17 protein-coding genes and 1 pseudogene are annotated in these 26,018 nt (G+C 43.7%); 9 read left to right on the forward strand and 9 right to left on the reverse strand.

Features of this window, described 5'->3' with window-relative positions; translation table 11 throughout:
- The 4 genes and pseudogenes from zwf to cysC form a co-directional block, all read right to left on the reverse strand.
- The gene (zwf, locus tag GLO7428_RS08030; protein ID WP_015188064.1) at window positions 1-1,530 is read right to left on the reverse strand and encodes a glucose-6-phosphate dehydrogenase; all 1,530 of its coding nucleotides are present in this window, start codon (window positions 1,528-1,530) and stop codon (window positions 1-3) included.
- Between the two features lie 99 nt (window positions 1,531-1,629).
- Window positions 1,630-2,793 (reverse strand): transaldolase, encoded by a 1,164-nt coding sequence (tal, locus tag GLO7428_RS08035; RefSeq protein ID WP_015188065.1) that lies wholly within the window; start codon window positions 2,791-2,793, stop codon window positions 1,630-1,632.
- Between the two features lie 66 nt (window positions 2,794-2,859).
- On the reverse strand, window positions 2,860-3,939 hold the full coding sequence (gene fbp / locus GLO7428_RS08040; RefSeq protein ID WP_015188066.1) for a class 1 fructose-bisphosphatase: 1,080 nt from the start codon (window positions 3,937-3,939) through the stop codon (window positions 2,860-2,862).
- A gap of 392 nt (window positions 3,940-4,331) precedes the next feature.
- Window positions 4,332-4,898 (reverse strand): annotated as a pseudogene (cysC, locus tag GLO7428_RS08045) (adenylyl-sulfate kinase); the annotation flags it as partial.
- 673 nt (window positions 4,899-5,571) lie between these two features.
- Between cysC and GLO7428_RS08050 the strand changes: the two are divergent.
- The gene (locus tag GLO7428_RS08050; RefSeq protein ID WP_015188068.1) at window positions 5,572-5,958 is read left to right on the forward strand and encodes a hypothetical protein; all 387 of its coding nucleotides are present in this window, start codon (window positions 5,572-5,574) and stop codon (window positions 5,956-5,958) included.
- A 121-nt stretch (window positions 5,959-6,079) separates the two neighbouring features.
- On the opposite strand, the gene GLO7428_RS08055 is transcribed toward GLO7428_RS08050, so the two are convergent.
- A complete protein-coding gene (locus GLO7428_RS08055; protein WP_015188069.1) occupies window positions 6,080-7,363 on the reverse strand; it encodes a hypothetical protein in 1,284 nt (427 codons plus the stop codon).
- Window positions 7,364-7,578: 215 nt separating this feature from the next.
- Here GLO7428_RS08055 and GLO7428_RS08060 point away from each other — a divergent pair, with 215 nt between their 5' ends.
- The 4 genes from GLO7428_RS08060 to GLO7428_RS08075 all read left to right on the forward strand — a co-directional run bounded on the left by GLO7428_RS08060 (window position 7,579) and on the right by GLO7428_RS08075 (window position 14,452).
- Window positions 7,579-11,577 (forward strand): magnesium chelatase subunit H, encoded by a 3,999-nt coding sequence (locus GLO7428_RS08060; protein WP_015188070.1) that lies wholly within the window; start codon window positions 7,579-7,581, stop codon window positions 11,575-11,577.
- A 76-nt stretch (window positions 11,578-11,653) separates the two neighbouring features.
- The gene (locus GLO7428_RS08065) at window positions 11,654-12,229 is read left to right on the forward strand and encodes a Uma2 family endonuclease (RefSeq protein ID WP_015188071.1); all 576 of its coding nucleotides are present in this window, start codon (window positions 11,654-11,656) and stop codon (window positions 12,227-12,229) included.
- Between the two features lie 583 nt (window positions 12,230-12,812).
- Window positions 12,813-13,430, forward strand: coding sequence for a hypothetical protein (locus GLO7428_RS08070; RefSeq protein WP_155823614.1), 618 nt, complete (start codon window positions 12,813-12,815; stop codon window positions 13,428-13,430).
- A gap of 236 nt (window positions 13,431-13,666) precedes the next feature.
- A complete protein-coding gene (locus GLO7428_RS08075; RefSeq protein ID WP_015188073.1) occupies window positions 13,667-14,452 on the forward strand; it encodes a trans-aconitate 2-methyltransferase in 786 nt (261 codons plus the stop codon).
- Window positions 14,453-14,518: 66 nt separating this feature from the next.
- On the opposite strand, the gene GLO7428_RS08080 is transcribed toward GLO7428_RS08075, so the two are convergent.
- The 3 genes from GLO7428_RS08080 to patD all read right to left on the reverse strand — a co-directional run bounded on the left by GLO7428_RS08080 (window position 14,519) and on the right by patD (window position 18,170).
- The gene (locus tag GLO7428_RS08080; RefSeq protein ID WP_015188074.1) at window positions 14,519-15,562 is read right to left on the reverse strand and encodes a fatty acid desaturase; all 1,044 of its coding nucleotides are present in this window, start codon (window positions 15,560-15,562) and stop codon (window positions 14,519-14,521) included.
- 229 nt (window positions 15,563-15,791) lie between these two features.
- Window positions 15,792-17,447, reverse strand: coding sequence for an ABC transporter ATP-binding protein (locus GLO7428_RS08085; protein WP_041919012.1), 1,656 nt, complete (start codon window positions 17,445-17,447; stop codon window positions 15,792-15,794).
- A gap of 357 nt (window positions 17,448-17,804) precedes the next feature.
- Window positions 17,805-18,170, reverse strand: a complete 366-nt coding sequence (patD, locus tag GLO7428_RS08090; RefSeq protein WP_015188076.1) for a heterocyst frequency control protein PatD — start codon at window positions 18,168-18,170, stop codon at window positions 17,805-17,807.
- A gap of 286 nt (window positions 18,171-18,456) precedes the next feature.
- On the opposite strand from patD, the gene GLO7428_RS08095 reads away from it, so the two are divergent.
- Complete coding sequence (locus GLO7428_RS08095; RefSeq protein WP_015188077.1) at window positions 18,457-20,742, forward strand: bifunctional (p)ppGpp synthetase/guanosine-3',5'-bis(diphosphate) 3'-pyrophosphohydrolase; 2,286 nt, start codon at window positions 18,457-18,459, stop codon at window positions 20,740-20,742.
- A 6-nt stretch (window positions 20,743-20,748) separates the two neighbouring features.
- Here the strand turns inward: GLO7428_RS08095 and GLO7428_RS08100 are convergent, their stop codons facing one another.
- Window positions 20,749-21,321 carry a hypothetical protein gene (locus tag GLO7428_RS08100; protein ID WP_015188078.1) on the reverse strand — a complete coding sequence of 191 codons (573 nt, stop codon included), beginning with the start codon at window positions 21,319-21,321 and terminating at the stop codon, window positions 20,749-20,751.
- Between the two features lie 313 nt (window positions 21,322-21,634).
- Between GLO7428_RS08100 and GLO7428_RS08105 the strand changes: the two genes are divergently transcribed.
- The 3 genes from GLO7428_RS08105 to GLO7428_RS08115 all read left to right on the forward strand — a co-directional run bounded on the left by GLO7428_RS08105 (window position 21,635) and on the right by GLO7428_RS08115 (window position 25,944).
- Window positions 21,635-22,228 (forward strand): calcium-binding protein, encoded by a 594-nt coding sequence (locus GLO7428_RS08105; RefSeq protein WP_015188079.1) that lies wholly within the window; start codon window positions 21,635-21,637, stop codon window positions 22,226-22,228.
- Window positions 22,229-22,948: 720 nt separating this feature from the next.
- Entirely contained in the window at window positions 22,949-25,090 is a 2,142-nt protein-coding gene (locus tag GLO7428_RS28900; RefSeq protein WP_015188080.1) for a calcium-binding protein, read from the forward strand.
- A gap of 119 nt (window positions 25,091-25,209) precedes the next feature.
- On the forward strand, window positions 25,210-25,944 hold the full coding sequence (locus tag GLO7428_RS08115; protein WP_015188081.1) for a peptidylprolyl isomerase: 735 nt from the start codon (window positions 25,210-25,212) through the stop codon (window positions 25,942-25,944).
- The last annotated feature ends 74 nt before the right edge of the window (window positions 25,945-26,018 follow it).

The raw sequence follows: 26,018 nt of genomic DNA on the forward strand, positions 1-26,018 counted from the left end.
CTAAAGTCTGCGCCAGCGTCGTCCGTCGCGGTTGATTAGGGCTTCAGCTTCAGCGGGTTCCCACGTTCCGGCTTCGTACTGCGGAATACTCGCGGGGTCAGCGGGTGCATCCCAAGCGGCGAGTGCGGGAGTCACGACTTGCCACGCTACTTCGACTTCATCGGCGCGTGTAAACAAAGTTTGGTCGCCCATCATACAGTCTAGGAGGAGGCGATCGTATGCATCCGAAGCAGCAAACCCGAAGGTTGAACCGTAGCTAAAGTCCATATCCACCGACCGAGTCCGCAAATCGGGTCCTGGCATTTTCACTTCAAAGCGCAGTGAAATTCCTTCATTCGGCTGAATTCGCATTGCCAGAATGTTTGTATTCATCTGCTGTGAAGCGGATTGAAAGATCAAATTTGGGACTTCGCGAAAATGAATCGAAATTTCCGATACTTTCTTTGGCAAGCGCTTTCCGGTGCGTAAATAGAATGGTACGCCGTTCCAGCGCCAGTTATCGATCATAAACTTCATTGCCACATAGGTGTTGGTAGTTGAGTTCGGATCGACACCTGGTTCCTCGCGGTATCCTGGAACTTTTTTGCCTTTCATCCACCCAGCGCTGTACTGTCCCCGCACTGCACACAAGTCTAAGTTTTGCACATCTGCTAAGCGCGTTGCTTGTAGAACTTTGACTTTCTCAGTCCGGAAACTCTCTGCATCGAGTGAATTTGGTGGTTCCATCGCCGTAAAGCAAAATAGTTGCATCAAGTGATTTTGCAACATATCGCGCAATGCGCCAGCGGTTTCGTAGTAGCCTGCACGGTCTTCTACGCCTACGGTTTCAGCAACTGTGATTTGCACGTGATCGACAAACTGACGATTCCACAGCGGCTCAAAAATCGCGTTGGCAAAGCGAAAGACCAACAGATTTTGCACCGTTTCTTTACCTAAGTAGTGGTCGATGCGGTAAACCTGTTCTTCGCGACAGACTTTCTGCACAATGCGGTTGAGCGATCGCGCCGAAGCTAAATCTCGTCCAAAGGGTTTTTCAATCACCAAACGATGCTTTACAGGATCGCTAAGCATTCCTGCTTGTCCGAGTTGCTCAATTGCTTCGGGGAAGAATTTTGGTGCGACTGAAAGATAAAATACGCGGTTGCCTTGCGTACCGCGCTTGCCATCAAGTTCGCTTAACAACTCTTTAAGCTTTTGATAGCTTTTAGGGTTATCTATATCACCTGGGCAGTAAAATAATCCTTGAGAAAATTCTTGCCACAGTTCTTCGCGACCAAGACCGTCGGAAAATTGCTCGATCCCTTCGCGCATTTGTTCGCGGAAGTAGTCGTGACTCCAATCTCGACGGGCGACACCAACAATTGTTGTTTCTGGGGGAATGCGTCGTTCGCGGCGTAGTTTGTAAAGTGCTGGAACCAACTTGCGCTGGGTAAGATCCCCTGATGCTCCAAAAATGACCAGAATTTGAGGTTCTGGCATTCTTTCCTGTTGCAACCCTACGCGCAGCGGATTTTCTAGCAGCGTGACCATAGTGTTTCTAAAGGTTTTATATACTTGATTCAACAATTAGCAATTAGCAACTAGCAGTTTACCTTGCCCACTAATTGCTAATTGCTCACAGCTAACTGCTTAAACAGGGGATAATTTGCTTACCTTTTGTTCTAAAGATTCCATCAACGATTGGAAAGGTGTAACAAATTTGTCAATACCTTCGACGAGTAATTCATCCATTACTTCATCAAGGTCGATGTTAATTTCTGGGTTTTTGAGGTTCTCAATCAATTGATAAGATTCTTCAATCCCAGTCTCGATGCGGTTATCAACATTGCAGTGGTCAGCACAGGCTTCGATCGTGTTTGGTGGGAGAGTATTGACCGTATCAGGACCGATTAATTCATCGACGTACATCACATCGCTGTATTTGGGGTCTTTAGTGCTGGTACTTGCCCATAATAGCCGCTGAATTTTACCACCTTTTTCTTGCAGTGCTTTCCAGCGGTCACTACCAAAAATCTCTTTGTATTTCTGATAGGCAATTTTAGCGTTAGCGATCGCGACTTTACCTTTGATGGCTTCGAGTTTCGCTTTATGGCTCAAATCGTCGATTCCTTGCTCTAGTTTTTCATCAATGCGCTTATCGATGTTGCTATCGATGCGGCTGAGAAAGAAACTTGCGACTGAGGCGATATTGCTGATATCTTTACCTTCAGCTACGCGCTTTTCTAGACCGCGAATATATGCCCAAGCTGTTTCAACATAGCTATCTACTGAAAACAGCAGCGTAACGTTAACATTAATTCCTTCTGCAATAACTTGCTCAACTGCTGGTAAGCCTTCTTTGGTACCAGGAATTTTGATCATGACATTTTCCCGACCAATTTCTCGGTAGTAACGCTTGGCTTCCTTGACAGTTGCTTCGGTGTCGTGTGCGATCGTGGGTGGAACTTCAATACTTACGTAGCCATCAAGACCGTTCGAGGCTTCATATACAGGGCGTAAAATATCGCACGCATTACGAATATCTTCAAAAATCAGTGATTCGTAGATTTTGTATGTTGGTAACTCCGCCTTGATCCCCGCTTCGATATCTGCGTCGTAGATGACGTTACCATTAATTGCTTTTTCAAAAATTGCTGGGTTTGAGGTGATACCACAAATTCCACCATTTTCAATTAGCTGTTTGAGTTCGCCTGATTGAATCATGTCACGAGTCAAGTTATCCATCCAGATACTTTGACCGTACTCTTTGATTTCGATCAAGTGATTAGCAGGTTTTCTTGCTTGATCAGTCATTGCTATTCTCTCCTGTCTCGATTATTTTTAACGACAAATGTAAAATCTTTTACTTGCTCCTCGCCCCTATTGTGGTACGCGGGAACGAGCCATCATTGTTTTTTCGCTTTGTTCTTTTGCTTGTTGCTGAATAAATGACTCTACTAACGCAACGTTTTCCTTACTTCCAATAATCAAAGGTGTGCGTTGATGAAGTTGTTCGGGTACTACGTCTAAAATTTCCTGGGTTCCCGTACTTGCTCTTCCACCTGCTTGTTCAATCAGAAAAGCTAAAGGAGCAGACTCGTATAACAAACGAATTTTACCATCAGGTTTTTTTGTCGTTCCTGGGTAGAGAAACACGCCACCTTGCACCAAAACTCGGTGAATATCACTCACCATAGCTCCACTGTAGCGCGCTGTATAACCTTCTGTACGATGTACGTAGCGGATATACTCGCGAATTGATTCTTCCCACTGCCAGAAGTTACCTTCATTAACGCTGTATACGGCTCCTTTTTCGGGAATTTGAATATTTTCTTCGGTTAAAATAAACTCGCCTAAACTAGGGTCAAGCGAAAACGAGTGTACGCCTTTGCCGATCGAGTACACGAGCATCGTACTAGGACCATAAAGAATGTATCCTGCGGCAATTTGTTTGCGACCACTTTGTAATAAGTCAGTTGCTGCGCCATCGCTGTCGTCTCCTTCTTGCTGTCTAATTGCAAAAATGGAGCCTAAGCTTAAGTTAATATCTGTATTCGAGGAGCCATCAATGGGGTCGTAAAGTAGTGTATAACGACCTATTGGGCAGTTTTCTGGAATGTAGTAAGGTTTTTCCATTTCCTCGGAAGCTAAGCGACAAACTAGACCACTTTGCTTAAATACCGAGATGAAAACATCGTTCGCATAGACATCCATCTTTTTGACGGATTCACCTTGAACATTAACGTCTCCCGTAAAGCCCAAGACACCTTCCATTAAACCTGCACGGCTAAGACGTCGGGCAATAAGCTTACCAGCCAGGGCGATGCGATTCATCAAGGCGCTGAGGTCTTGTGCATCCGGCGAGAAGCTTTGGAGTTGCTGTAATACATGCCGTGACAAAGTTGTACAATCGCGATCCAGCGCGTACTCGTAGTCTAGTGGTTGTTGCGCTTCAGCCATGTTTCTTCTCCCTAGGTTTGTGGATCGCGTGTAAAAATCTTCGCGATCGCCAAGTTTGCGCCAAGTATAAACGCGTCTTACTCGTGAGCGATCGAGCTATAGTTGAGTTATGCAATCGCCCTTAATTTCTATATTAAGAAGGGATTTCAATTGTGAAATCTGACTTTGGGTTAACTCACCCTAGTTCAAGCTTCACTGCTGACAATTTCAATTCACCGTATCTTACGCTGAATTTTACTCTTTTTAAGCTCGCAGGCACGTTACACTTAAGCTTAAATTCAGCTTAATGACTGCAAAGTTAGGGAAGTTTGATAAATTGCTCTTTAAAAAGCCACGAGGGGCAAAGCAACGCCTCACCCCTCATAATTAACGGTTCGTGCCTTTAGCAGAAATTAAATCACGTACTCAAGTTGGGGTTTTTCGGAAACATATTCTCTTTGTTGTAGTTCCGCTATAACTTTAGTCACACTTTCTTCAACGGTTTCTTCGGCGGTGTAACAAATGATATCTGGGGTTAAGGGTTCTTCGTAAGGATCGTCAATTCCTGTAAAAGCGCGAATCTCACCCGCCCTTGCCATCGCATACAATCCTTTTACATCACGCATTTCACATACTTCTAGCGGAGCATTGACATATACTTCAACAAAATTATTGGTTGTGCGACGTAGTTCATCTCTGGCTGCGCGGTAGGGACTGACTACAGCTGCAATGACAATCACGCCGTTGCGACTCAAGAGATTAGCGACGAAGCCTATCCGTCGAATATTTGTGTCTCGGTCTTCTCGGCTAAAGCCTAAACCTTTGGAAAGGTTGGTTCTGACAACATCGCCATCGAGTAACTCTACTAAACAGCCACGTTCTTTGAGTTCGCGCTCGATTCCTTTAGCAAGAGTTGTTTTGCCCGAACCACTCAACCCAGTTAGCCACAAGATTAAACCTTTGTTATTCATTGTTAATTGCTGAGAGCTTGCTCAATGTATTGATGATGAAAGAGGATAAATCTTGACTCGTACGCTATTTAACTCACATCTGTATTTACGGTAACTATGTCAGAAAAGTTCCACATCCAGCACTCAATTTGCAAATTATGAAAGCTTACTATCTAAAGAGTGGCAACGGCGATCGCTTTCATATCTACTATTAGACATCTTGTATGAATCGAAACGTAGTGTATTGTTCGCGTAGCGTTGCTGTCCGAGAGATTTAGTGTCGCCCTTGAGCGAGAACGTTGCGGCTCAATATTATATACAAAGTATTCACGGTATTCACGCAGGAGGTCTACTCATCTACTTTGAGTTTGGCGATTTTCAGCAATTGCTTTACACAATAGGATTGTGAGTTCAAACCGGCTTATTTTTAGAAAGTAATGTCCTTTTTTATTTGGTTCTTTTGAAGATTAATCTTATCTCAACTTGGTCGATAAAGAGTAAAGTTTAACCATGAGTAGGTAAGCATAATCTTCAGAAAAAGTATGTCTTAGAAATAACATTATTGATACAACAAACTGCGTACTGATTTTTCATGACGGATTGACTGATTGGAAATACGATTTTGTGAAAGCTCCGCTTTATCGTTAGAATTCTGAAAACGCCATAAGTTACTTTCTGGTGACTCGTCGCACCTCCTTGAACCATGCTCAGTGATATTTTTCCGTTTAAATTCGATATCAATGCTACAACGATCGCCGGAGCGAGTTTGTGGTCTTTGGCTTTGTATCTGGGGTTTTCGCCTGTTAGTGAGTGGGTAATCGATCAACTCAATCGCTGGTTTAATTTTGCCGAGCGATCGCTTTACAGCAGCGAAACTGAATTTGAGAAAACCCGCGTTGCCAGGGAATCGCAAAACGCTTTCTACGCCTCACTTTTTAGCATTGTGCCCTTTCTGATTGTCGGTAGCTTATGCAACTATGGTGTCGAAATTGGCTTAGGTAAAAGCTGGGCAATCAGCATGGGAATTCTCGCGTGCATGGGTTGCGGGGTGTATGAACTAGGGCGACGCGATGGTCAGTCTTCGAGATAGCTGTTATAGCAGGGATCAAAGATCAGAGAATATTCATTCATTGATACTTGAGTGTTGCGTCACAACCCATCTCGACACACATCTTTATCTATCGTTAAAACCCTGAGTGCTGACCTCTTTCTTAATCAATAACTTCTTTGACGATGCTGGCTAGTTTTTGGGCTGCGCCAGATTCGCCGCGAATGTGACGAAGTTGTTCGCGCATGGCTGCAAGTTTTTCAGGATGATTTAAGTAATCTAAGGCAAGTTCTGCGACGGCGTGCGGTTGTAAATTGCCGACAAGTTCGGGAACAACTTCAGACTTTGCCCAAATATTAGGCCATGCGAGTAACCCTAAGCGTCTTAATGCTAGCCAATTAATTGTTTTTGCCATGCTAGAGCCAACAACTGGTAAATTTGCTAATAGTCCTGGAAGTCCATCCCAAGCCCGCATCGCATCGAGTTGCTGCGTAGGAAGTAATACAATCATTGGCACAGCTAAAGCGCCTAATTCTGCCGTGTTCGCGCCGACAGTTGTTAAGCACAGACTGCACTCGGCAAGTAAGTCATACGCAGGGAACCGCGTTTCTAGCTTGATACGCAATCCGCTATTTGTTTTTAAAAATGGGCGCGCCTCGGTTGTAATAAGTTCAGCACTAACGCCGCCTAAATGCTCAATCATCGAATTGAACTGTGGATGAGCAAACTGAGCTAAAGTTTCCAAATCGAGTGTAGGCGCGACAGGAATCACAAATTCTGTTTCAGGTTTTTGAGCGTGGATATGCTGCGCGATCGCCAACGCTAACGGTACACCTTGCGTTAATTTTGCAGGTTTTGACCCTGGTAATAAACCAATCAATTGTTTGTATTGCTTTGCCTTGAAATAATCCTCGGTTTGGGCAAGGCAATGACTTGCCGCTGTTGCCATTAAATCGCCAACAACCGTGAATTTATGGGCATATTTCGCAGGAATGCGCGAAATCAATTCAGCTTTCATCACACCAAAGCGATCGATCCAGCGATACCATCGCGCGTCCCATTCGGCATAAATAACGGTGCGGTAGCCGAGACGTTTGCCAATCACAACCGGAAAAAATTGATCCCCACCCAGAAAGAGAACGACACCGTGCTTGCGCCAATCCCAATTTGCGGCAGTTTTACCTGTTAAAAGAAATTGCCAGAAATGCTCTGCGGCTTGAACGCGATCGACTTCTGGATAACTTTGTGCGATCGCTGCTTCTTTACCGCTTGCATTCGGACACGGCGACAAAATGACAGAAATGCGGACTTGAGCGCGATCGCCTTTGGTGCTGCGTGCAGCGCAATCGCTTCCTAATTGTTGACGCAATGCTTGGACAACCGGACGCACCCACGTTGTAATTTCTCCTGGACCATTCGAGAGAATTAAAATATCAATCGCTGACATTATTTACTTATATTTTCGATAATTTTTATTAATTAGACAGAAGTCACGACTTGATTAGTTGTCAACAAATAAGAAGAATTATTTCAACTTATTTATCAAATTGTGTCAGTTAAGCGCGGAAATTCTCGGCAGGTAAGCATTTTCTGGTAAAAAACACTTCATAGCCTAAAAAAGAGAACACAGAACACGCATTGTTATTAAGGAGCCTTACCTGAATGTTTACACACGTCAAGTCCACCATTCGTCACATTGCTCCTGAAAGCCTCCAGGGACGTTCTTTAGTCAAGGTGGTCTATGTCGTGCTTGAGTCACAGTACCAAAGTGCGTTATCGCAAGCGGTACGCACAATTAATGCAAACAACTCATCTGTGGCTATTGAAATTAGCGGCTACTTGGTTGAAGAACTCCGAGACGCAGGAAACTACGAGGACTTCAAACGTGACGTTGCCGAGGCAAATATATTTATCGCTTCATTAATTTTTATCGAAGATCTAGCTGACAAAGTTGTCGCCGCTGTTGAACCACACCGCGATCGCTTAGATGCAGCGGTTGTATTCCCCTCAATGCCGCAAGTGATGCGCCTTAACAAAATGGGTAGCTTCTCGATGGCACAGTTAGGGCAATCAAAAAGTGCGATCGCGCAATTTATGCGCAAGCGTAAAGAAAAATCTGGCTCGTCGTTCCAAGATGGAATGCTCAAGCTGTTGCAGACGCTACCAAAAGTGCTGAAGTACCTACCTATGGACAAAGCACAAGACGCGCGTAACTTTATGCTCAGCTTTCAGTATTGGTTGGGTGGTTCTGCCGAAAACTTGGAAAACTTCTTGCTGATGTTGGCAGATAAATACGTACCTTCATTGCAGCAAAAGGTAAAATTCCAAGATCCCGTAACGTATCCTGATATGGGAATTTGGCACCCGCTAGCACCACAAATGTTTGAGGATGTCAAGGAATATTTCAACTGGTACAACAGCCGTAAAGATATTCCTGCGGATCTCAAAGATCCCTTAGCTCCGTGCGTTGGTTTAGTATTGCAGCGTACGCACCTGGTGACGGGTGATGATGCGCATTACGTGGCAATGGTGCAAGAAATCGAAGCAATGGGCGCGCGAGTGATTTCGGTGTTTGCTGGCGGTTTGGACTTCTCTAAACCTGTGGATGCTTATTTTTATGATCAGGGGCGAGGAGCGAGGAGCGAGGAGCGAGGGGAAGGGTTTCCAATAGTTGATGTGGTGATTTCGCTGACGGGGTTTGCGCTCGTTGGTGGTCCTGCACGCCAAGATCATCCGAAAGCAATTGAGTCGCTCAAGCGTTTGAATCGTCCGTACATGGTGGCATTGCCATTAGTGTTTCAAACTACCGAAGAGTGGCAAGATAGCGATTTAGGATTGCACCCGATTCAAGTCGCGTTGCAAATTGCGATCCCCGAACTCGATGGCGCGATTGAACCGATTATTTTATCAGGAAGAGACGGCACAACCGGAAAAGCGATCGCCCTGCAAGATCGCATCGAAGCTGTCGCGCAACGAGCATTAAAATGGGCAAACTTGCGGCGCAAGCCAAAACTACAAAAGCGCGTAGCAATTACTGTCTTTAGCTTCCCACCGGATAAAGGTAATGTGGGAACAGCGGCGTATCTTGATGTGTTTGGCTCAATTTATGAAGTGATGCAGTCATTGCAGCGGAATGGCTACGACGTGCAGAACTTGCCAGAATCTGCCGAAAAGCTGATGCAAGAAGTGATTCACGACGCGCAAGCGCAGTATAGTAGCCCTGAACTCAATATTGCCTATCGGATGTCAGTTCCGCAATACGAGGAGCTTACACCTTATTCAGAAAGATTAGAGGAAAATTGGGGACCACCGCCAGGACATCTTAATAGCGATGGGCAAAATCTGCTGATTTACGGCAAACACTTCGGTAACGTCTTTATCGGCGTACAGCCAACATTTGGTTACGAAGGCGATCCAATGCGGTTGTTGTTCTCGCGATCCGCAAGTCCGCATCATGGTTTTGCGGCTTACTACACGTATTTAGAGCGTGTTTGGCAAGCTGACGCGGTGTTGCACTTCGGTACGCATGGCTCGTTAGAATTCATGCCAGGAAAACAGATTGGGATGTCTGGCGAGTGCTATCCTGATAACTTAATCGGTACGATTCCGAATGTGTACTACTACGCGGCGAATAACCCCAGCGAAGCCACAATCGCCAAACGCCGCAGCTACGCGGAAACGATTTCTTACTTGACTCCCCCTGCCGAAAATGCTGGGTTATATAAAGGGTTGAAGGAACTAAGTGAACTAATCGCTTCGTATCAAACGCTCAAAGACAGCGGACGCGGAATTCCGATCGTGAATACGATTATGGATAAGTGCCGCGTTGTCAATTTGGATAAAGATATTGCTTTACCCGAAACCGATGCGAAGGATATGTCGGCGGAAGAACGCGATGGAATTGTCGGTTCGGTGTATCGTAAGCTGATGGAAATCGAGTCGCGACTTTTACCGTGTGGTTTGCACGTAATTGGTAAACCACCGACAGCCGAAGAAGCGATCGCAACTTTAGTGAATATCGCCGGACTCGATCGCCCAGAAGAAGAAATTCTGAGTCTACCTCGAATTATTGCGAATAGCATTGGTCGCGATATTGATGAAATTTATCGCAATAGCGATCGCGGTATGCTCGAAGACGTGCAATTGTTGCAAGAAATCAGCCTCGCGACACGTGATGCACTCAGCGCCTTAGTCAAAGCGCAAACCGATGCAGATGGACGAGTTTCCAAGGTTTCTAAACTCAATTTCTTCAACATGGGTAAAAAAGAGCCTTGGTTAGAAGCATTGCATCAAGCAGGCTACCCCAAAGTTGATCCCCAAGCGTTGAAACCGCTGTTCGAGTATCTCGAATTCTGCTTGCAACAAGTTGTCGCCGATAACGAACTGGGTGCTTTACTCAAAGCCCTCGAAGGCGAATACGTCCTTCCTGGACCTGGCGGCGATCCAATTCGCAATCCTGATGTGCTTCCCACTGGCAAAAACATCCACGCCCTCGATCCCCAATCGATCCCCACAACTGCTGCGGTACAATCTGCTAAAATTGTTGTCGATCGCCTCATAGCACGGCAAAAAGCCGATAATGGCGGTCAATATCCCGAAACGATCGCGTGCGTCCTCTGGGGTACGGACAACATCAAAACCTATGGCGAATCCCTCGCGCAAATCATGTGGATGGTAGGCGTGCGCCCTGTTCCTGATGCGTTGGGAAGAGTGAATAAACTCGAACTGATTCCGTTAGAAGAATTAGGACGTCCGCGCATCGATGTTGTCGTTAACTGTTCCGGTGTCTTCCGCGACTTGTTCATTAACCAAATGAACTTACTAGATCAAGCTGTAAAAATGGCAGCGGAAGCCGATGAACCGCCATCGATGAACTTTATCCGCAAACACGCCTCGCAACAAGCTGAGGAAATGGGGATCAACTTGCGTCAAGCTGCTACCCGCATCTTCTCAAATGCTTCGGGTTCTTATTCATCTAACATCAACTTAGCCGTCGAAAACAGCACTTGGGAAAGCGAAGCCGAGTTACAGGAAATGTACCTCAAGCGTAAATCCTTCGCCTTCACATCCGATAACCCTGGCACAATGGAAGAATCGCGGAAGATTTTTGAAAGTTCTTTAAAAACTGCCGAAGTCACCTTCCAAAACCTTGATTCTTCCGAGATTAGCCTTACCGACGTGTCGCACTACTTCGACTCTGATCCTACTAAAGTCGTCGCAAGTTTACGCGGTGATGGCAAAACTCCAGCAGCTTACATCGCAGACACCACAACAGCAAATGCGCAAGTCCGCACCTTGTCTGAAACCGTACGCCTCGACGCCCGTACCAAACTACTTAATCCCAAGTGGTATGAGGGAATGTTGAGTCACGGTTATGAAGGTGTCCGCGAACTCTCGAAGCGCCTTGTCAATACAATGGGTTGGAGTGCAACAGCGGGCGCTGTCGATAATTGGATTTATGAGGATACCAACGCCACATTTATCCAAGATGAAGCGATGCGTCAGCGGTTGATGAATCTCAATCCACATTCATTCCGTAAAGTTGTCGCAACTTTACTAGAAGTCAACGGACGCGGTTATTGGGAAACGAGTGAAAGTAATCTCGAACTCCTCCGCGAGTTGTATCAAGAAGTCGAAGACCGCATCGAAGGAATCGAGTAGATCTTAATAAAGATAAACTAATTAGTAGGGTGGGCATTACCTATCCTACTATTTTCTTTTTGGGATAAAGCATCAAATGACCTCCCTGATACTCAATCTCAAACCTGCTATCGAACTGACTGATGAGCAATTTTTTCAGCTATGCCAAGCAAACCAAGATTTCCGGTTTGAACGCACAGCTACTGGAGAATTAATTGTTATGCCACCTACGGGAGGAGAAACTGGAAATCGTAATGCTGGAATCACTGCACAACTTTGGTTATGGAATGATCAAAAGCAACTTGGTCTAGTATTCGATTCTTCTACTGGTTTCAAACTTCCTAATGGTGCAGATCGTTCGCCAGATGCTTCATGGTTAAAATTAGAACGCTGGAATACCCTAAATCAAGAGCAAAAAGAGAAGTTTATTCCTCTTTGCCCTGACTTTGTTATTGAATTACTTTCTCCTAGCGATAACTTAAGAATGCTTCAGGACAAGATGAAAGAGTATTTAGATAATGGTACTCGCTTGGGCTGGCTAATTAATTGTAAAGCTCAACAAGTTGAAATTTATCGTTCAAATCAAAAAGTCGAAGTTATACAATCTCCTGCTACTTTGTCAGGAGAAGATGTTTTGACTGGATTTGTACTCGACTTAGAAAAGATTTGGTAAAAATTGATAGTTGAAAAGCCTGAATCGTCGCAAATAAAATAATGTTTTTAAAATAGCGAACGCTTAAATCAGGACTTACGCAGTAGAGGCATTAGAGATAGTCATTCTCCCCAGTCACTAGACTTCCTGCATGAATCACAAATGCCTTCCAACTGAAGTTGGGGGCTACAAAACAAAGTGTACCTTCGTACACTTAAACAAGACTTTTAAGAGGGTAAGGCATGCCTTAACCGTAGTCCACGGAAGTAGACAGGCTTTAATTAGCTGCGAATTTATTCACAATCACATTCATGCAGGAGGTCTACTGAGTAAGAAGGCTCAAATAAGACTGAGGTAGCGCTCTTTAGCATCTGCGCTTTCTCACTGTCCTGATGGACAGTTGGTACGCCACCAAAAATTGGAGCGCACTTTCAGGAGTTTCACCACGAACTCAAGCAGTTGACTAGGGTGGAAGTTTGCAACGCCATGATGACTGTGACTCTAAATGTCTGCCCCACTATGTGATTGGGCTTCACATTACCTGTGGGAACGGTCTTTTGAACTGAACTGTTGGAGTTCGGAGTTCAGTGATTATAGGATGAAGGTGCGTATCTTTGAAGTTATCGGGGGCACTTCAGTACAAATGATTCTCACGCACTACTATCACAGAGATGATCAGCCGTTTCAAATCTTGTCAGATCTTGCTGAAGAAGAAGCCCTAAGCGTTATATCTAATCTGCGCGATCGAACTGGTGCGGTATATGACAGGTTCAGCAACCCTAAGAAGTATTTGCAACGGAGGCAAGAAGCAGAAAGTTGGGTCAGACAAGAGTTCATCAAAAAGGGTGGTCAGCCCATTTCTCTCTATCCTCAGTACTTTGTAGTTGAGCGAGCCGTATGGATCGAAGAAGGGTTCAATGGGCAAAGCAACTCAGTACAGATTCCACTGTCGGCTTTTAGTGCTGAACAAGTTAGCTTTACTTACCCAGATAGCATGATCAGTTACTGGTTAAGAAACCAAACAGATCAAGAGTTCTACCATTCCGAGTATCATGGTCAAGTATTTGTATTGAGTGAAATTTGCCAAATCGTTGATAAGTTTGGCATCCCTAACGAAGAGTGGCGAACAAACAGAGCGCGAGAATGGGATTTTTTCATTGAGGCTCAAGTGTGGAGTAATATTCCAAGCTTGTATGCAACGCAGCCAAATAATTCAAAATAATGACTAAATCAGCTTTTGTCTCGCGAATAGTTCTCAAGTTTAAGAAATCTAGGAGCCAACGTGCATACAATATTCAGCATGAGTAATATACAACTCTGGTTGATCTGCAACACCTTTTGAGAGATATCCCACAGGTTGCATGCCTAGTTCGAGTAAGATATCTAATAAACCTGCGGCAGTCAAATACAAAATGCGTTTTGCAGGTTGCGTAAGTTCAATAGATAAATTTTTACCAAATGCAGAATCAATGGGATGCTAAACTCTACGATCGCAACCACACTTTTGTTTCAGAATTAGCAACAGATTTAATAGAAATACTCGCACCTCAAGCAGGCGATTGCGCTACGCGCAGCACCGGAGGCGATCGCATTCTTGATTTAGGTTGTGGTACAGGCGACTTAACAAACAAAATTGCGAGTCAAGGTGTCGAAGTTGTCGGTATAGATTCCGCTACGACGATGATTGAACAAGCGCGTAACAAATACCCACATTTGCATTTTGAAGTATTAGACGCGAGAAACTTACAATACAAAGAAGAATTTGATGCTGTGTTTTCTAACGCTGCACTACATTGGATTACAGAACCAGAAAAAGTGATATTTGGAGTTCATCAAGCTTTAAAATCAGGCGGGCGTTTTGTCGCAGAATTTGGTGGTAAAGGTAATGTAAAGGCAATTATTACGGCGTTATATCAAGCTTTAGAAAATGCAGGTTATCCAGTAAATACAATATCAAACCCTTGGTATTTTCCAAGCATTGCAGAGTATGGAAATTTGCTAGAAAAACACGGTTTACAACTTACATTTGCGACTCTTTTCGATCGCCCTACACGTTTGGAAGAGAGGGAGAAAGGAGTGCAAAACTGGTTGAGAATGTTTGCAAATAGTTTTTTAGATACATTTTCATCTGAGCAGCAAGCAAGGATTATATCTGATGTAGAAAACCAATTGCGTCCTGTCTTGTATCAAAATGGCGTATGGTTTGCTGATTATCGACGTATACGGATTGTTGCAGTTAAATAATGATAATACAGCAAGGGTTTGGCACTGCCAAACCCCTATATCGATGGATATAATGTTTCGTTCTACTTATCTACTGATACCATGATAATCTTGAAAAGATTGATAGCAATTTTCCGGTTCGTATAGATAACATTCATCTGTAATCTGCTGCATCAATGACCACGAAAATTGCGATTCTTCATGAAGGTAATCTGCCCAGTTTTCTTTTAAGCTGCTGTACGCTAAGCGCAAATTATACGAAGGAATCGCAGTAGAAATATGATGCGGAACGTGAACATTAATATCGTGGCAAAGAAACTCAATCCAGCGCGGATAGTTGCAGTGAATTGTACCAGATAATTGTGCTGTAGCTGCATTCCACTCGCTGGCTACAGTGAATGGAACATCTGACACTGTGTGATGAACTAGTGTAAACGTACTCATCCAGAAATGATAGACTAGCCACGGCATCAACCAAAATTTCACAAAGCCCCAACTTCCAGTTGTCGCGATTAAAACCGGAAAAGCGATCGCTGCAAATACTGCGACAACCAACACGGATAGTTTAACTTGCTCGCGGTTCTTTCCTGAAAATTTTGACCAATCAAAGTGTAAAAGCGCCCAGTGGGCAATTGATCCTACCCACCAAAATCGACCGCGTACTAAGCGATAACCCCAATGTGTAAATTTATCCGAACTTGCATAAATTTCAGGGCGAAACGGTTGCCAAGCATTGTCTATATCGAGTTTATTTGTATGCAAGTGGTGATGATTGTGCAGTAACCGCCAACTATGAAACGGGTAAATCAACGGCAACATAAATATATGTCCAACAAGATCGTTTACCCAACGACGTTTCGCAAACGATCGATGTCCGCAATCATGCGCAATCACAAAAAAACCGGTTAATGCTGTACCGGTAAAAATCCAAAACAGAGGTAGTGCAAACCAAGGTGCGATCGCTATACCGGCGTAACCTAAACCAACCAACAATACATTTATTAACAGCCCTAACCAAGCTTTGCGCTGATTTTGCTGAAAACATTCTTTCGGTAAAGTCTTGAGAATGTCTTTGAGGCGAATTGTCCCTTCATTGGTTGGAATCGAACGCGGTGTCGTTAATGTAGTCATGAATACCTAAACGAAGTGTGCCACATCGCTGCCAAACTCCTTAGCAAAGAACTTGCTGTTAAGTTTTGTAAAAGAAGCGCTTTGAAATTATACCAATGTCAGGCGATCGCTAGAACACTGTACTTGTACTCATTTGGAAAGAATTTATTGGATAGACATTCAGAAAAGTTTGCTTGACAATTTGCTGTTTTTATGAATTAGAAGTTAGTGACTAGCCACTAGCAATTTGTTAAGTTTTTGCAAGTAAAGGGGCAGCTTGCAGTAAAGTTTGCGTGTAAGCGTGTTTTGGGTGATGAAAAATTTCTTGTGTAGAACCAATTTCAACAATTTGACCTGCATTCATCACTGCAATGCGATCGCATAAAAATTTTGCTACCCAAAGGTCATGCGTAATAAATAAATACGTTAAATCAAACTCGCGCTTCAATTCCAGCATCAAATCTAACACTTGCGCTTGGATGCTAGCATCTAACATACTCACTGGTTCATCGCAAATAATCAATTTCGGGTGCGTAATTAACGCCCGTGCGATCGCCACTCGTTGCTGCTGTCCGCCAGAAAGATCGCTAGGGTATCGTTCATAATACTCAGTTGCGGGGTTCAAGCCAACGCGTTCGAGCATTTGCAACACTTGTTTTTTCGCGGAAGTCGGATCGGCTAAGTTGTGAATCAATAATGGATCGGCGATACTTTGTCCCACTGTCATCGCTGGATTGAGACAAGCGTGCGGATCTTGAAACACCATTTGCATTTGTCGTCTAAAGGAACGCAATCCTGCTTTTGGTAATGCCGTAATATCAGTTCCTTGTAACTCTACCTTACCCGCCGTTGGACGAATCAACTGCAAAATTGTGCGTGACAGCGTACTCTTACCACACCCCGACTCGCCGACTAATCCTAAAATTTCTCCTTGATACAACTCTAAGTTGACACCATCAACTGCTTTAATTGTTTGATTTTTTCCCTGAAAGAGTCGTTCGATAAAATTGCTTTCTAGGGAATAATGTTGTTTTAAATTCGTGATGCGGAGGATTGGGAATTGGGAATTGGGAATTGGGAATTGGGAATTGCGAACCTCGTTATGATTGGTAGCTTGGAGATGTAATGCGGCGTTGAGAAGAGAACGTGTATATTCGTGCTGAGGATCGCGAAAAACTGCTTTTGAAGTTCCAATTTCAACAAGTTTTCCGCCATACATCACACCGATGCGATCGCAGTATTCCCCGACTAAGGCTAAATCGTGTGAAATCAACAACAGCGCCATGTCGCGATCGCGGCATAATCGAGTTAACTCTTGCAATATCTGCGCCGCCACTGTCACATCTAAACTTGTAGTTGGTTCATCTGCAACAATCAACTTGGGATTGAGTAACAATGCAAGTGCAATAGCAACTCGTTGACGCATTCCCCCGCTAAATTCATGCGGATACTGACTCCAGCGACTTGCAGGAATTTTGACAGCTTCGAGGGTTGCGATCGCCGTTTCTTTGGCTTGGCGCTGTGACAAATGCGGTTGATGCGCTTTCAGCGTTTCGACACAATGATCCCCGATTGTCATCAACGGATCGAGGCGTGTCATCGGATCTTGAAAAATTAACGCGACAGCTTCCCCACGAAATTTTCGCAACTGTGCAGGAGTAAAATCCAAAACCGATTTTCCCTCAAACGTGACTTTACCCTCAATTTGCGTCGATGCTGGTAATAAGCGCATCGCGGCGCGCCCTAGCGTTGACTTTCCACAACCCGATTCCCCCACTAATCCTAGTCTTTCCCCCCGATTGAGTGTTAAAGACACATCATCAACAGCCCATTGTAATTGCTGCGTTGCGTAGCGTTGCGGATAAGCAACTTTGAGATTTTCAATACAAAATAAAGCTTCGCTCATAAGGGTATTTTGCAATAAACTGTTGCTGCGATATGAGTGATGTGTCAAAGGCATGATTACATAAATGCGATCGCGGCGATCGTTAACAATATTAGGTAAATATTTTTGCACCTCATCCAGCACATCTGACAAAGAAAAAAATATAGAATAAACCTCCTGCATGAATCAAATCTCGTCTGCCAGAATAAGGCTGTTGTATCAACCTCAAAAGCCTATATCTGCACCAAAATTGAGGCGAGTGAGAGGGCGCGAGCTAATGCATGGGGGATTTAGGAGGCGAGTTACGGCAACTGCTTATGTCAGAACTTCCAAACATTCACAGGTCTTTTTTATAAACAGTGGTAGCAACTTTGACCACTATTCACCCACCTCTAACAAAACCTGGCAATAGTTGATTAAAGTTTGAATTCTAGTACAAATTTGTGCTTTTCGCGCTGCAATTGTCGCCGGTTGTCGTGCTGCTTGCAAAAAGCTGACATCAACGCCTAGTAGCCTTAGCTGCTTATCAATTTCCGTGTGATACGAATGGACGCGCGATGCAATACTCGGTGCTAAATCGCTCGTATCCATAGTAACGATTTGCTGCCGAAATAGCTGTTGTGCTTGCTCAAATACTCGACGCAGTTGAGCAACGTCTAGCTGCGCGCTATTAGCATTTGCTTGTAACTCGTCGAGAATCGCAGCAAATTCTTGATAGCTCTGATAATGAAAATTAGACAACATTCAGTAGCTTCTTACGATATTATTAATGTAAAGAATTTTGTCCCGTAGCATAAACTCTGTTCCAGAGCGAAAGCTTACTCATGCTTATCTGCAAGTTTGAGTCAATCGTGCAATTTTTGGAAACTTTAATATTTCTCGCAGATAATACTTAGCACAATCTACGCGATGATAATTTTACTCTATAAATTTATTCATTAATGCCTCGTTATCTTCATCCTTTTAAATAGTGGAGTCTTCCACACATATCTTATCCAACATCCACCATCCGCATTTACCGCCCGATCCTATGAACGCTGCTGTTTCCACCGTTACTCATGCTACCGCTCCCGTCGCCTTTGATGTCGAGCTTCCCGAATGGCTGCAAAAGTGTTTAGTTGCACCGCAGGAGAGTCATCAACCTTCGGAGCAAGACAATAGCTTGATTTGTCGGGCTTTTAGCTTCGCGTACGATCTACACCAAGGTCAATACCGCAAATCTGGCGAACCTTACATATGTCATCCCGTAGCTGTCGCCGGTTTGTTACGCGATTTGGGTGGTAGCAGCGCGATGATCGCTGCGGGATTTCTCCACGATGTCGTTGAAGATACGGATGTCTCAATCGAGGACATCGAACAGCGGTTTGGGAATGAAGTACGTCAGTTAGTTGAGGGGGTAACAAAGCTATCCGAATTTTCGCAGAAGTTTTCTAGCAAAACTGAGCGCCAAGCAGAGAATTTTCGTCGGATGTTCTTGGCGATGGCGAAAGATATCCGCGTGATCGTGGTGAAACTTGCCGATCGCCTGCACAATATGCGGACGTTGGAACACCTCGCACCCGAAAAACAGCGACGAATTGCCTTAGAAACACGCGAAATTTTTGCACCGTTAGCAAATCGGTTAGGAATTGGACGCTTCAAGTGGGAATTAGAAGATTTAGCGTTTAAGTACCTAGAACCTGAAGCGTATCGACAAATTCAAGACTTAGTTGCCGAAAAACGCGTAAATCGAGAAGCTAGACTCACACGCGTCATCGATGTGTTGACAGCGCGGATGGAGCAAGCTGAAATTAAATGTATCGATATCAGCGGTCGTCCGAAGCACCTCTATGGCATTTACCAGAAAATGCAGCGGCAACAAAAAGAATTTCACGAAATCTACGACATCGCTGCGATTCGGATCATTGTCAATACCAAAGAAGAATGCTACCGCGCTTTAGCCGAGGTTCACGATGCGTTTAAACCCATTCCAGGGAGATTTAAAGACTACATCGGCTTACCAAAGCCTAACCGCTACCAATCATTACATACAGCCGTCGTCGGTTTTACTGGGCGTCCATTAGAAGTTCAAATCCGCACGCTAGAAATGCACCACGTCGCCGAGTACGGAATCGCAGCGCACTGGAAGTATAAAGAAACAGGAAGTTCTAGCCATAGTCAACTCAAGACAAGCGAGGAAAAATTTACCTGGTTGCGCCAAATCTTAGAATGGCAAAATGACCTCAAAGATGTCAATGATGCGCAAGAATATCTTGATAGCGTCAAAGATAACTTGTTTGAAGACGACGTTTATGTTTTTACCCCTAAAGGTGATGTCGTTTCGCTAACCGCAGGTGCAACACCTGTTGATTTTGCCTATCGCATTCACACCGAGGTCGGAAACCATTGTTGCGGCGCGCGTGTCAATGAGAGAATGGTAACGCTGGATACGCCATTAAAAAACGGCGATATCGTAGACATCCTGACGCAAAAAAATAGCCATCCGAGTTTAGATTGGCTCAACTTTGTGGTGACGACTGGGGCAAAAAACCGCATTCGTCAATGGTACAAGCGATCGCACCGCGAAGAAAATATCGCACGGGGACGCGAGTTGCTAGAAAAAGAACTTGGTAAAACAGGTTTTGAAGCGCTTCTCAAATCAGAACCGATGCAAGCCGTCGCCGAAAAATGCAACTATCACAGCGTCGAAGATCTCCTAGCGGCGTTGGGTTACGGTGAAATAACTTTGAATCTCGTTCTCAATCGTTTGCGCGAAATTATCAAAGCCCAACAACCGATCGCGCAAACGGCGGATGTCACCGTTTTACCGTCTTCTACCAAAACACATAAAGAACCGCTACCAAGTTCGCGGTCCGATTCTCCCATCGCGGGAGTCGAAGGCTTGTTGTATCATTTGGCAAAGTGTTGCACTCCGATTCCAGGTGAACCGATTATCGGGGTTGTGACGCGCAATAGTCGCGGTATTTCAATTCACCGTCAAGGATGCCAGAATGTTGAGAATATCGAAGGCGATCGCTTAATTCCTGTCAGTTGGAATCATAACAACTCCGAAAGAAGTCGCCCGCAGACTTACACTGTCAATATTCAAATTGAAGCAATTGATCGCGTGGGAATTCTTAAAGATATTCTCTCACGTCTCAGCGACCAAGGAATCAATGTGCGTAACGCGCAAGTGAAAACATCCAACGGACAACCTGCTTTAATTGATTTGGGAATTGATATCCGCGATCGCACTCAGCTTGAACAAGTTTTTGCACAAATTAAGAAAATGAGCGATGTTATTAATCTACGCCGTATCGGTCAGGCTGAAGACTGATGTAGGCTAGCGATTAACTGTTTGCGCATATTGTTTTGTCTTGACTTGATTAATAATGATGTTGTCACCTTCAGTGACAACACGTGCCAAGCAAAATTCTGTATTTAACGCTTGGCATTTTTTGCTGGGCGCAGATAGTACTATTAAAGAGCATTCGCTGCACTGTTTGAGCGTATCTATCGCGACTAAATGCTGATTTAATGTTGCACTGTCAGTGTCGTAGTGCGCTAGTTTCGTCTCAAAAAATGTTCTTTTCAGTACATCTGTAGTATTTTGATTGTTCTTACTATTGTTATCTGCTGCAACTGTACTACATTGTGCTAATACACGAATAGATTGTCTTCTAATAACTGAGCGAAAATTACTTTTTGTGACGTTTTCTGCGAAAGCCTGCGAAAGTAAAATCCATAATTTATAACCAACATTTTTAATATAATTTGCCTCATATCCATAACTTTCTGCAATTTCTGGATATGTTTTACCTTCCCAAGATTGTCGCAAAACTAGCTCTTGTACATTACTTAAATAAATGTTTTCTAAAGCTGCATCTACGACAAGTAGTGCTTGTTCAATATCCATTACTCAACAAAACAGCGATATTTATCGTACTTTATTTTGCTTCCTAGCTTACCCGCAGATTTACAGACAACAGATCAGTGAGTTCACCGAAATTTATCTAAGTTTCCAAAACTTTTTCATGAAGTGTGACTTTAGGTGACTTTAAGTGACAGACAAAAATCGGTAGATACACTTAAATTTGATCTAGCTTCTAATTAAAGCAAAACTGCATCAGCGTGTTTATCAGATTCTCTCCGAAAAAACGCGCAAATCATTAACAAAATCTATAGTTTTTATCGCGTATCAAAAATTAGAAAATATAGGAGAAATTAATATGGCAACGTTTCATGGCACTGATAAAGCTGACTATCTATTAGGTTCGTCATCTAATGACATCATTTATGGCTACCAAGGTAGAGATACGCTAGTAGGGGATGCTGGAAACGATACTCTCTACGGTGGTGGCGGTGATGACTATCTTGAGGGTGGTGCAGGTAATGACTTGCTTCAGGGTGGTGCAGGTAATGACACGCTGTATGGTGGTATTGGTAATGACACTTTAATCGGTGGTTTCGGTGATGACTACCTGATCGGCTTTGCTGGTAATAATCATCTCAAGGGTGGTCAAGGTAACGATACACTCGAAAGCGGTATTGGAAATGATACTCTCACTGGCGGCGCAGGTGCAGATGTCTTTATTTTAAATAATCCCTCAGCCTACGCAACGATCCAAGACTTCAATGGAACGCAAGGAGATATGATTGTTGCCAGCTTTGTGGGCTTTTATAACGGTACATTCACTTATAACAGTAGTAGCGGAGCGCTACTTTATAATGAAGTTATCAATCAGCAGGTTGTTGAACGTCAAGTCGCTCAACTCCAACCAGGTACAATGTTTGATGTCGAGACTCAATTAATGTTCTGGTAAACTGTCTCTCAGATTTAATTTATGGTTCCCCATCCTCTGCATGGGGATTTTTTATGTCATATACATCGAGCGATCGCGCTTATCCTTGCGGGTGTTAATTAAAACAAACACTTAATTTCTACTTTTTGATAGATGCAACTTTATCATTTATTTATAAATTGAATTATAAAATATTACTAAAATCTGATTTAGCTCGCGTTAGCTTGATCGCTTGTTCTAAAACTCAAAGATTAATTACTGTTCATAAATTTTTCATCAAGTCTTTACATAAAATTTATACAATTAACGAATCAAAAGTAATACTTTAATATTTAGCGATTCTGATATCAGGAGGATTTACCTATTTTAGCTTTAGGATAATCTAGAAATGATTCAATCAATTTTAAAGTATTTGTTTATGAAAAATCCAGCAATCCTCTTTATCAGTCACAGTCTCAAGTAAATCTAAAGTAAGATTAGCATTTTTTTATACCAGTGTTTGATAGCCCATAAGGTGAAATTTATTTCAGAAAGCAAATAGCCCTTGGGTGCAACAGAAGTTATTTCAAAAGGTTCTTGAAAATCATTTTAGTCAGCGTTTTTTGCAGAAAAATCTGCATTAGCCCTGAAACCTTTATAGAAAAAATTAAATCAAAGCAGAAAGTGCGAGTTTGACATGATGTCGTAAATCATCCATCAAATCTACGCCTTGAATGTGGTTGAGGGAAAGCAGGAGAAAATATGTCAATTATTCATGGTACGAGGAAACCTGACCTAATAAAAGGCACTGCGAGTGCAGATCGAATCTTCGGTTGGGCATCAGGCGATAATGCTGCAAGTCCTTCAGGAAACGATACTTTGCTAGGTAATGCGGGCAACGATACGATTTATGGCGGTACAGGAGATGACAGCTTAGTAGGTGGTGCAGGGCTAGATATTCTTTATGGTGGTACAGGAAATGACACACTAGAAGGAGGTAACGGCAGCGATCGCCTCTACGGAGAAGCAAACAACGACTTACTCGCAGGCGGTAAAGGCGACGATAGCATTTACGGTGGTTCTGGTAAAGATACTTTATACGGTGGAGATGGTCACGACCATATTCATGGTGGTGGCGGTAACGACAAGCTTTACGGTAATGCGGGTGATGATGTCTTAAATGGTGGGTACGGCGATGACACTCTAGCAGGTGGAATTGGTAATGATGTCTACCTAGTTGACAGTGCTAGCGATGTCGTCATTGAGAAAATTAACCCACTAGAAATTTTTGATGAAAACTGGAATATAAAAATTGTTGATGCAGATATAGATACAGTCTATGCCTCGATTAATTACACTTTAACTGATAACGTAGAGAACTTATTTCTTGTTGGCGATCAGCCTCTAAATGGTACAGGAAATTCTTTAAACAACTTTCTCGTTGGCAACAATGCTAACAATAAACTCTACGGTAAAGCTGGCAATGATACGCTTGATGGCGGCTTGGGCAATAATACCTTAGTCGGCGGAGTGGGTGATGATATTTACATTATTAATAGTGCGAATGACGTCATTGTTGATTTACCAAACCAAGGTGTTGATATTGTTTATTCTTCCATCAGTTATGTTCTTGGCGAAAATGTAGAACATTTAGTCCTCATCGATAATGGAACCGAGGACGGGCTAATAGGTGTTGATAATCCGTTAAACACTACAGCAAATAGTATCAACACTCCTAGCTTTGCAGTGGGTAATACTTTAAACAATGACATTGTTGGCAACGATGCTAACAATATACTGTACGGTGGTGCAGGTACAGACTACCTAGATGGGGGCTTGGGGAATGATACCTTAGTCGGTGGTACGGGCAATGACTATTACATTGTTGACAGTATTGAAGATTCCATTATTGAATTGGCGAATGAGGGTGTGGATTGGGTTGAATCAACCGTCAATTACACGTTAAGCAATCATCTTGAGAACCTATTACTAGGTGGCGAAGGTAATATCAACGGCACTGGTAATGCCCTCAACAACATTATCTATGGCAACAGTGGCAACAATATCTTATCCGGTGGGCTAGGTAACGACAAAATTGACGCTAGCTTTGGTAACGATCGCCTTTACGGTAACGATGGTAGCGACACGCTCAACGGTAGCGGAGGAGACGATTTCATCGCAGGTGGTGATGGCAATGACTCGCTTGAAGGTGATGATGGCAATGACACGATCTTTGGTGGCGCGGGTAACGATAAATTAAACGGTAGTTTCGGTGATGACAGCCTCGATGGTGGAATTGGTGACGACACACTCCAAGGCGGATATGGTAACGATACGCTGATAGGCGGCGAAGGCGACGATGTTTTGCGAGACATGGAGTTTGGTGCCGAGGCTAACTTTTTGTTTGGTGGCGCGGGTAACGACACGCTAGAAGGAGGCGGTACACTCAACGGCGGTGATGGTCACGATTACATCAGAGGTGGTTCCGACAATGACACTCTCATTGGCGGTGCGGGTAACGATACGCTTTTTGGTAGCTTTGGCGATGATGTTCTCACCGGTGGCGCAGGGCGTGACGAATTTGGCTTTTACGAACCGTTTCAAGGAGTCGATAGAATTACCGATTTTGTCGTTGGCGAAGATCAAATTGCTGTCTATGCGATCGCACCTAATTCAGGTGTTGGTTTTGGTGTCAACTGTCAGTTGAATCGCGGGACGCACATTAGCGCCGCCCAATTTGCGATCGGTCAAACGGCATCAAACACCGATCAGCGCTTTATTTATAACCGCAACACTGGCGCGTTGTTTTTTGATGAAGATGGTACAGGCGCAACGCAGAAGGTACAGTTTGCACTTCTACCTAAAGGATTAGACATAACATATGCAGACATTTTCGTTTTGTAGTCCTTCGCCAGTGTAGTCATTAGGGGCATATTTGTTGTGTCCCAAACCTATTAATACATTGATGCTGTCCGCATCAAGCTTTTGGGCAAACATCGAGGATGATTTTGTAAGCTGGAATTATGCAAACGAGTAGTAAAGACCAACTTGATGCAGTTTTAGGTTTATTGAGCCGTTATCAACTCATGCCGCAGTTAGCGCGAAACCTCATTATTGATGATGCGATCGCTAACATACCTTGCACCGACGAGGAACGCCAAGCCGCAATCGAAGCTTTTGAAACACAACATCAAATTACCCCCACAACCCGCGACACTTGGCTCAAGCAACAAGGTATGACGATGACGCAAATGCACGACCTCGCGCTAAGACCTGTATTGCTAGAAAAGCACAAAACGACAGTTTGGGGACCTAAAGTAGATAACTATTTCTTAACCCGCAAAGCCCATCTCGATCAGGTAGTATATTCTCTGATCCGGACGAAAGATATGGGGTTAGCTCAAGAAATTTACTTTCGGATTTTAGAAGGCGAACAATCGTTTGCCGAATTAGCCCGCGAATACTCGCAAGGTGCAGAAGCTAAAACAAGTGGGTTATTGGGACCTGTGCCTTTAGCACAACCGCATCCTGCTATTAGTAAACTGCTATCTGTGAGCCAACCAGGACAACTTTGGGCACCGCGTCCTTTAGCCGAATGGGTGGTGATTATTCGTCTCGAAAAGTTAATTCCAGCACAACTCGATAAATCAATGCGCCGTCGTTTACAAGATGAATTGTTTGAAAATTGGCTTGCAAGCAAAATGCAGCAAATTGATATAACGGAGTTTGTATCAGCAAGTTTACGCAATCGCAACTAAATGTTGTGAAATGCAAAAATTTTTCTTTAATTGGGAATTGTTTATACAGCGGGTGTGGATACTTAATAAAATCA

This window comes from Gloeocapsa sp. PCC 7428, from assembly GCF_000317555.1.
Taxonomy (GTDB): domain Bacteria; phylum Cyanobacteriota; class Cyanobacteriia; order Cyanobacteriales; family Chroococcidiopsidaceae; genus Chroogloeocystis.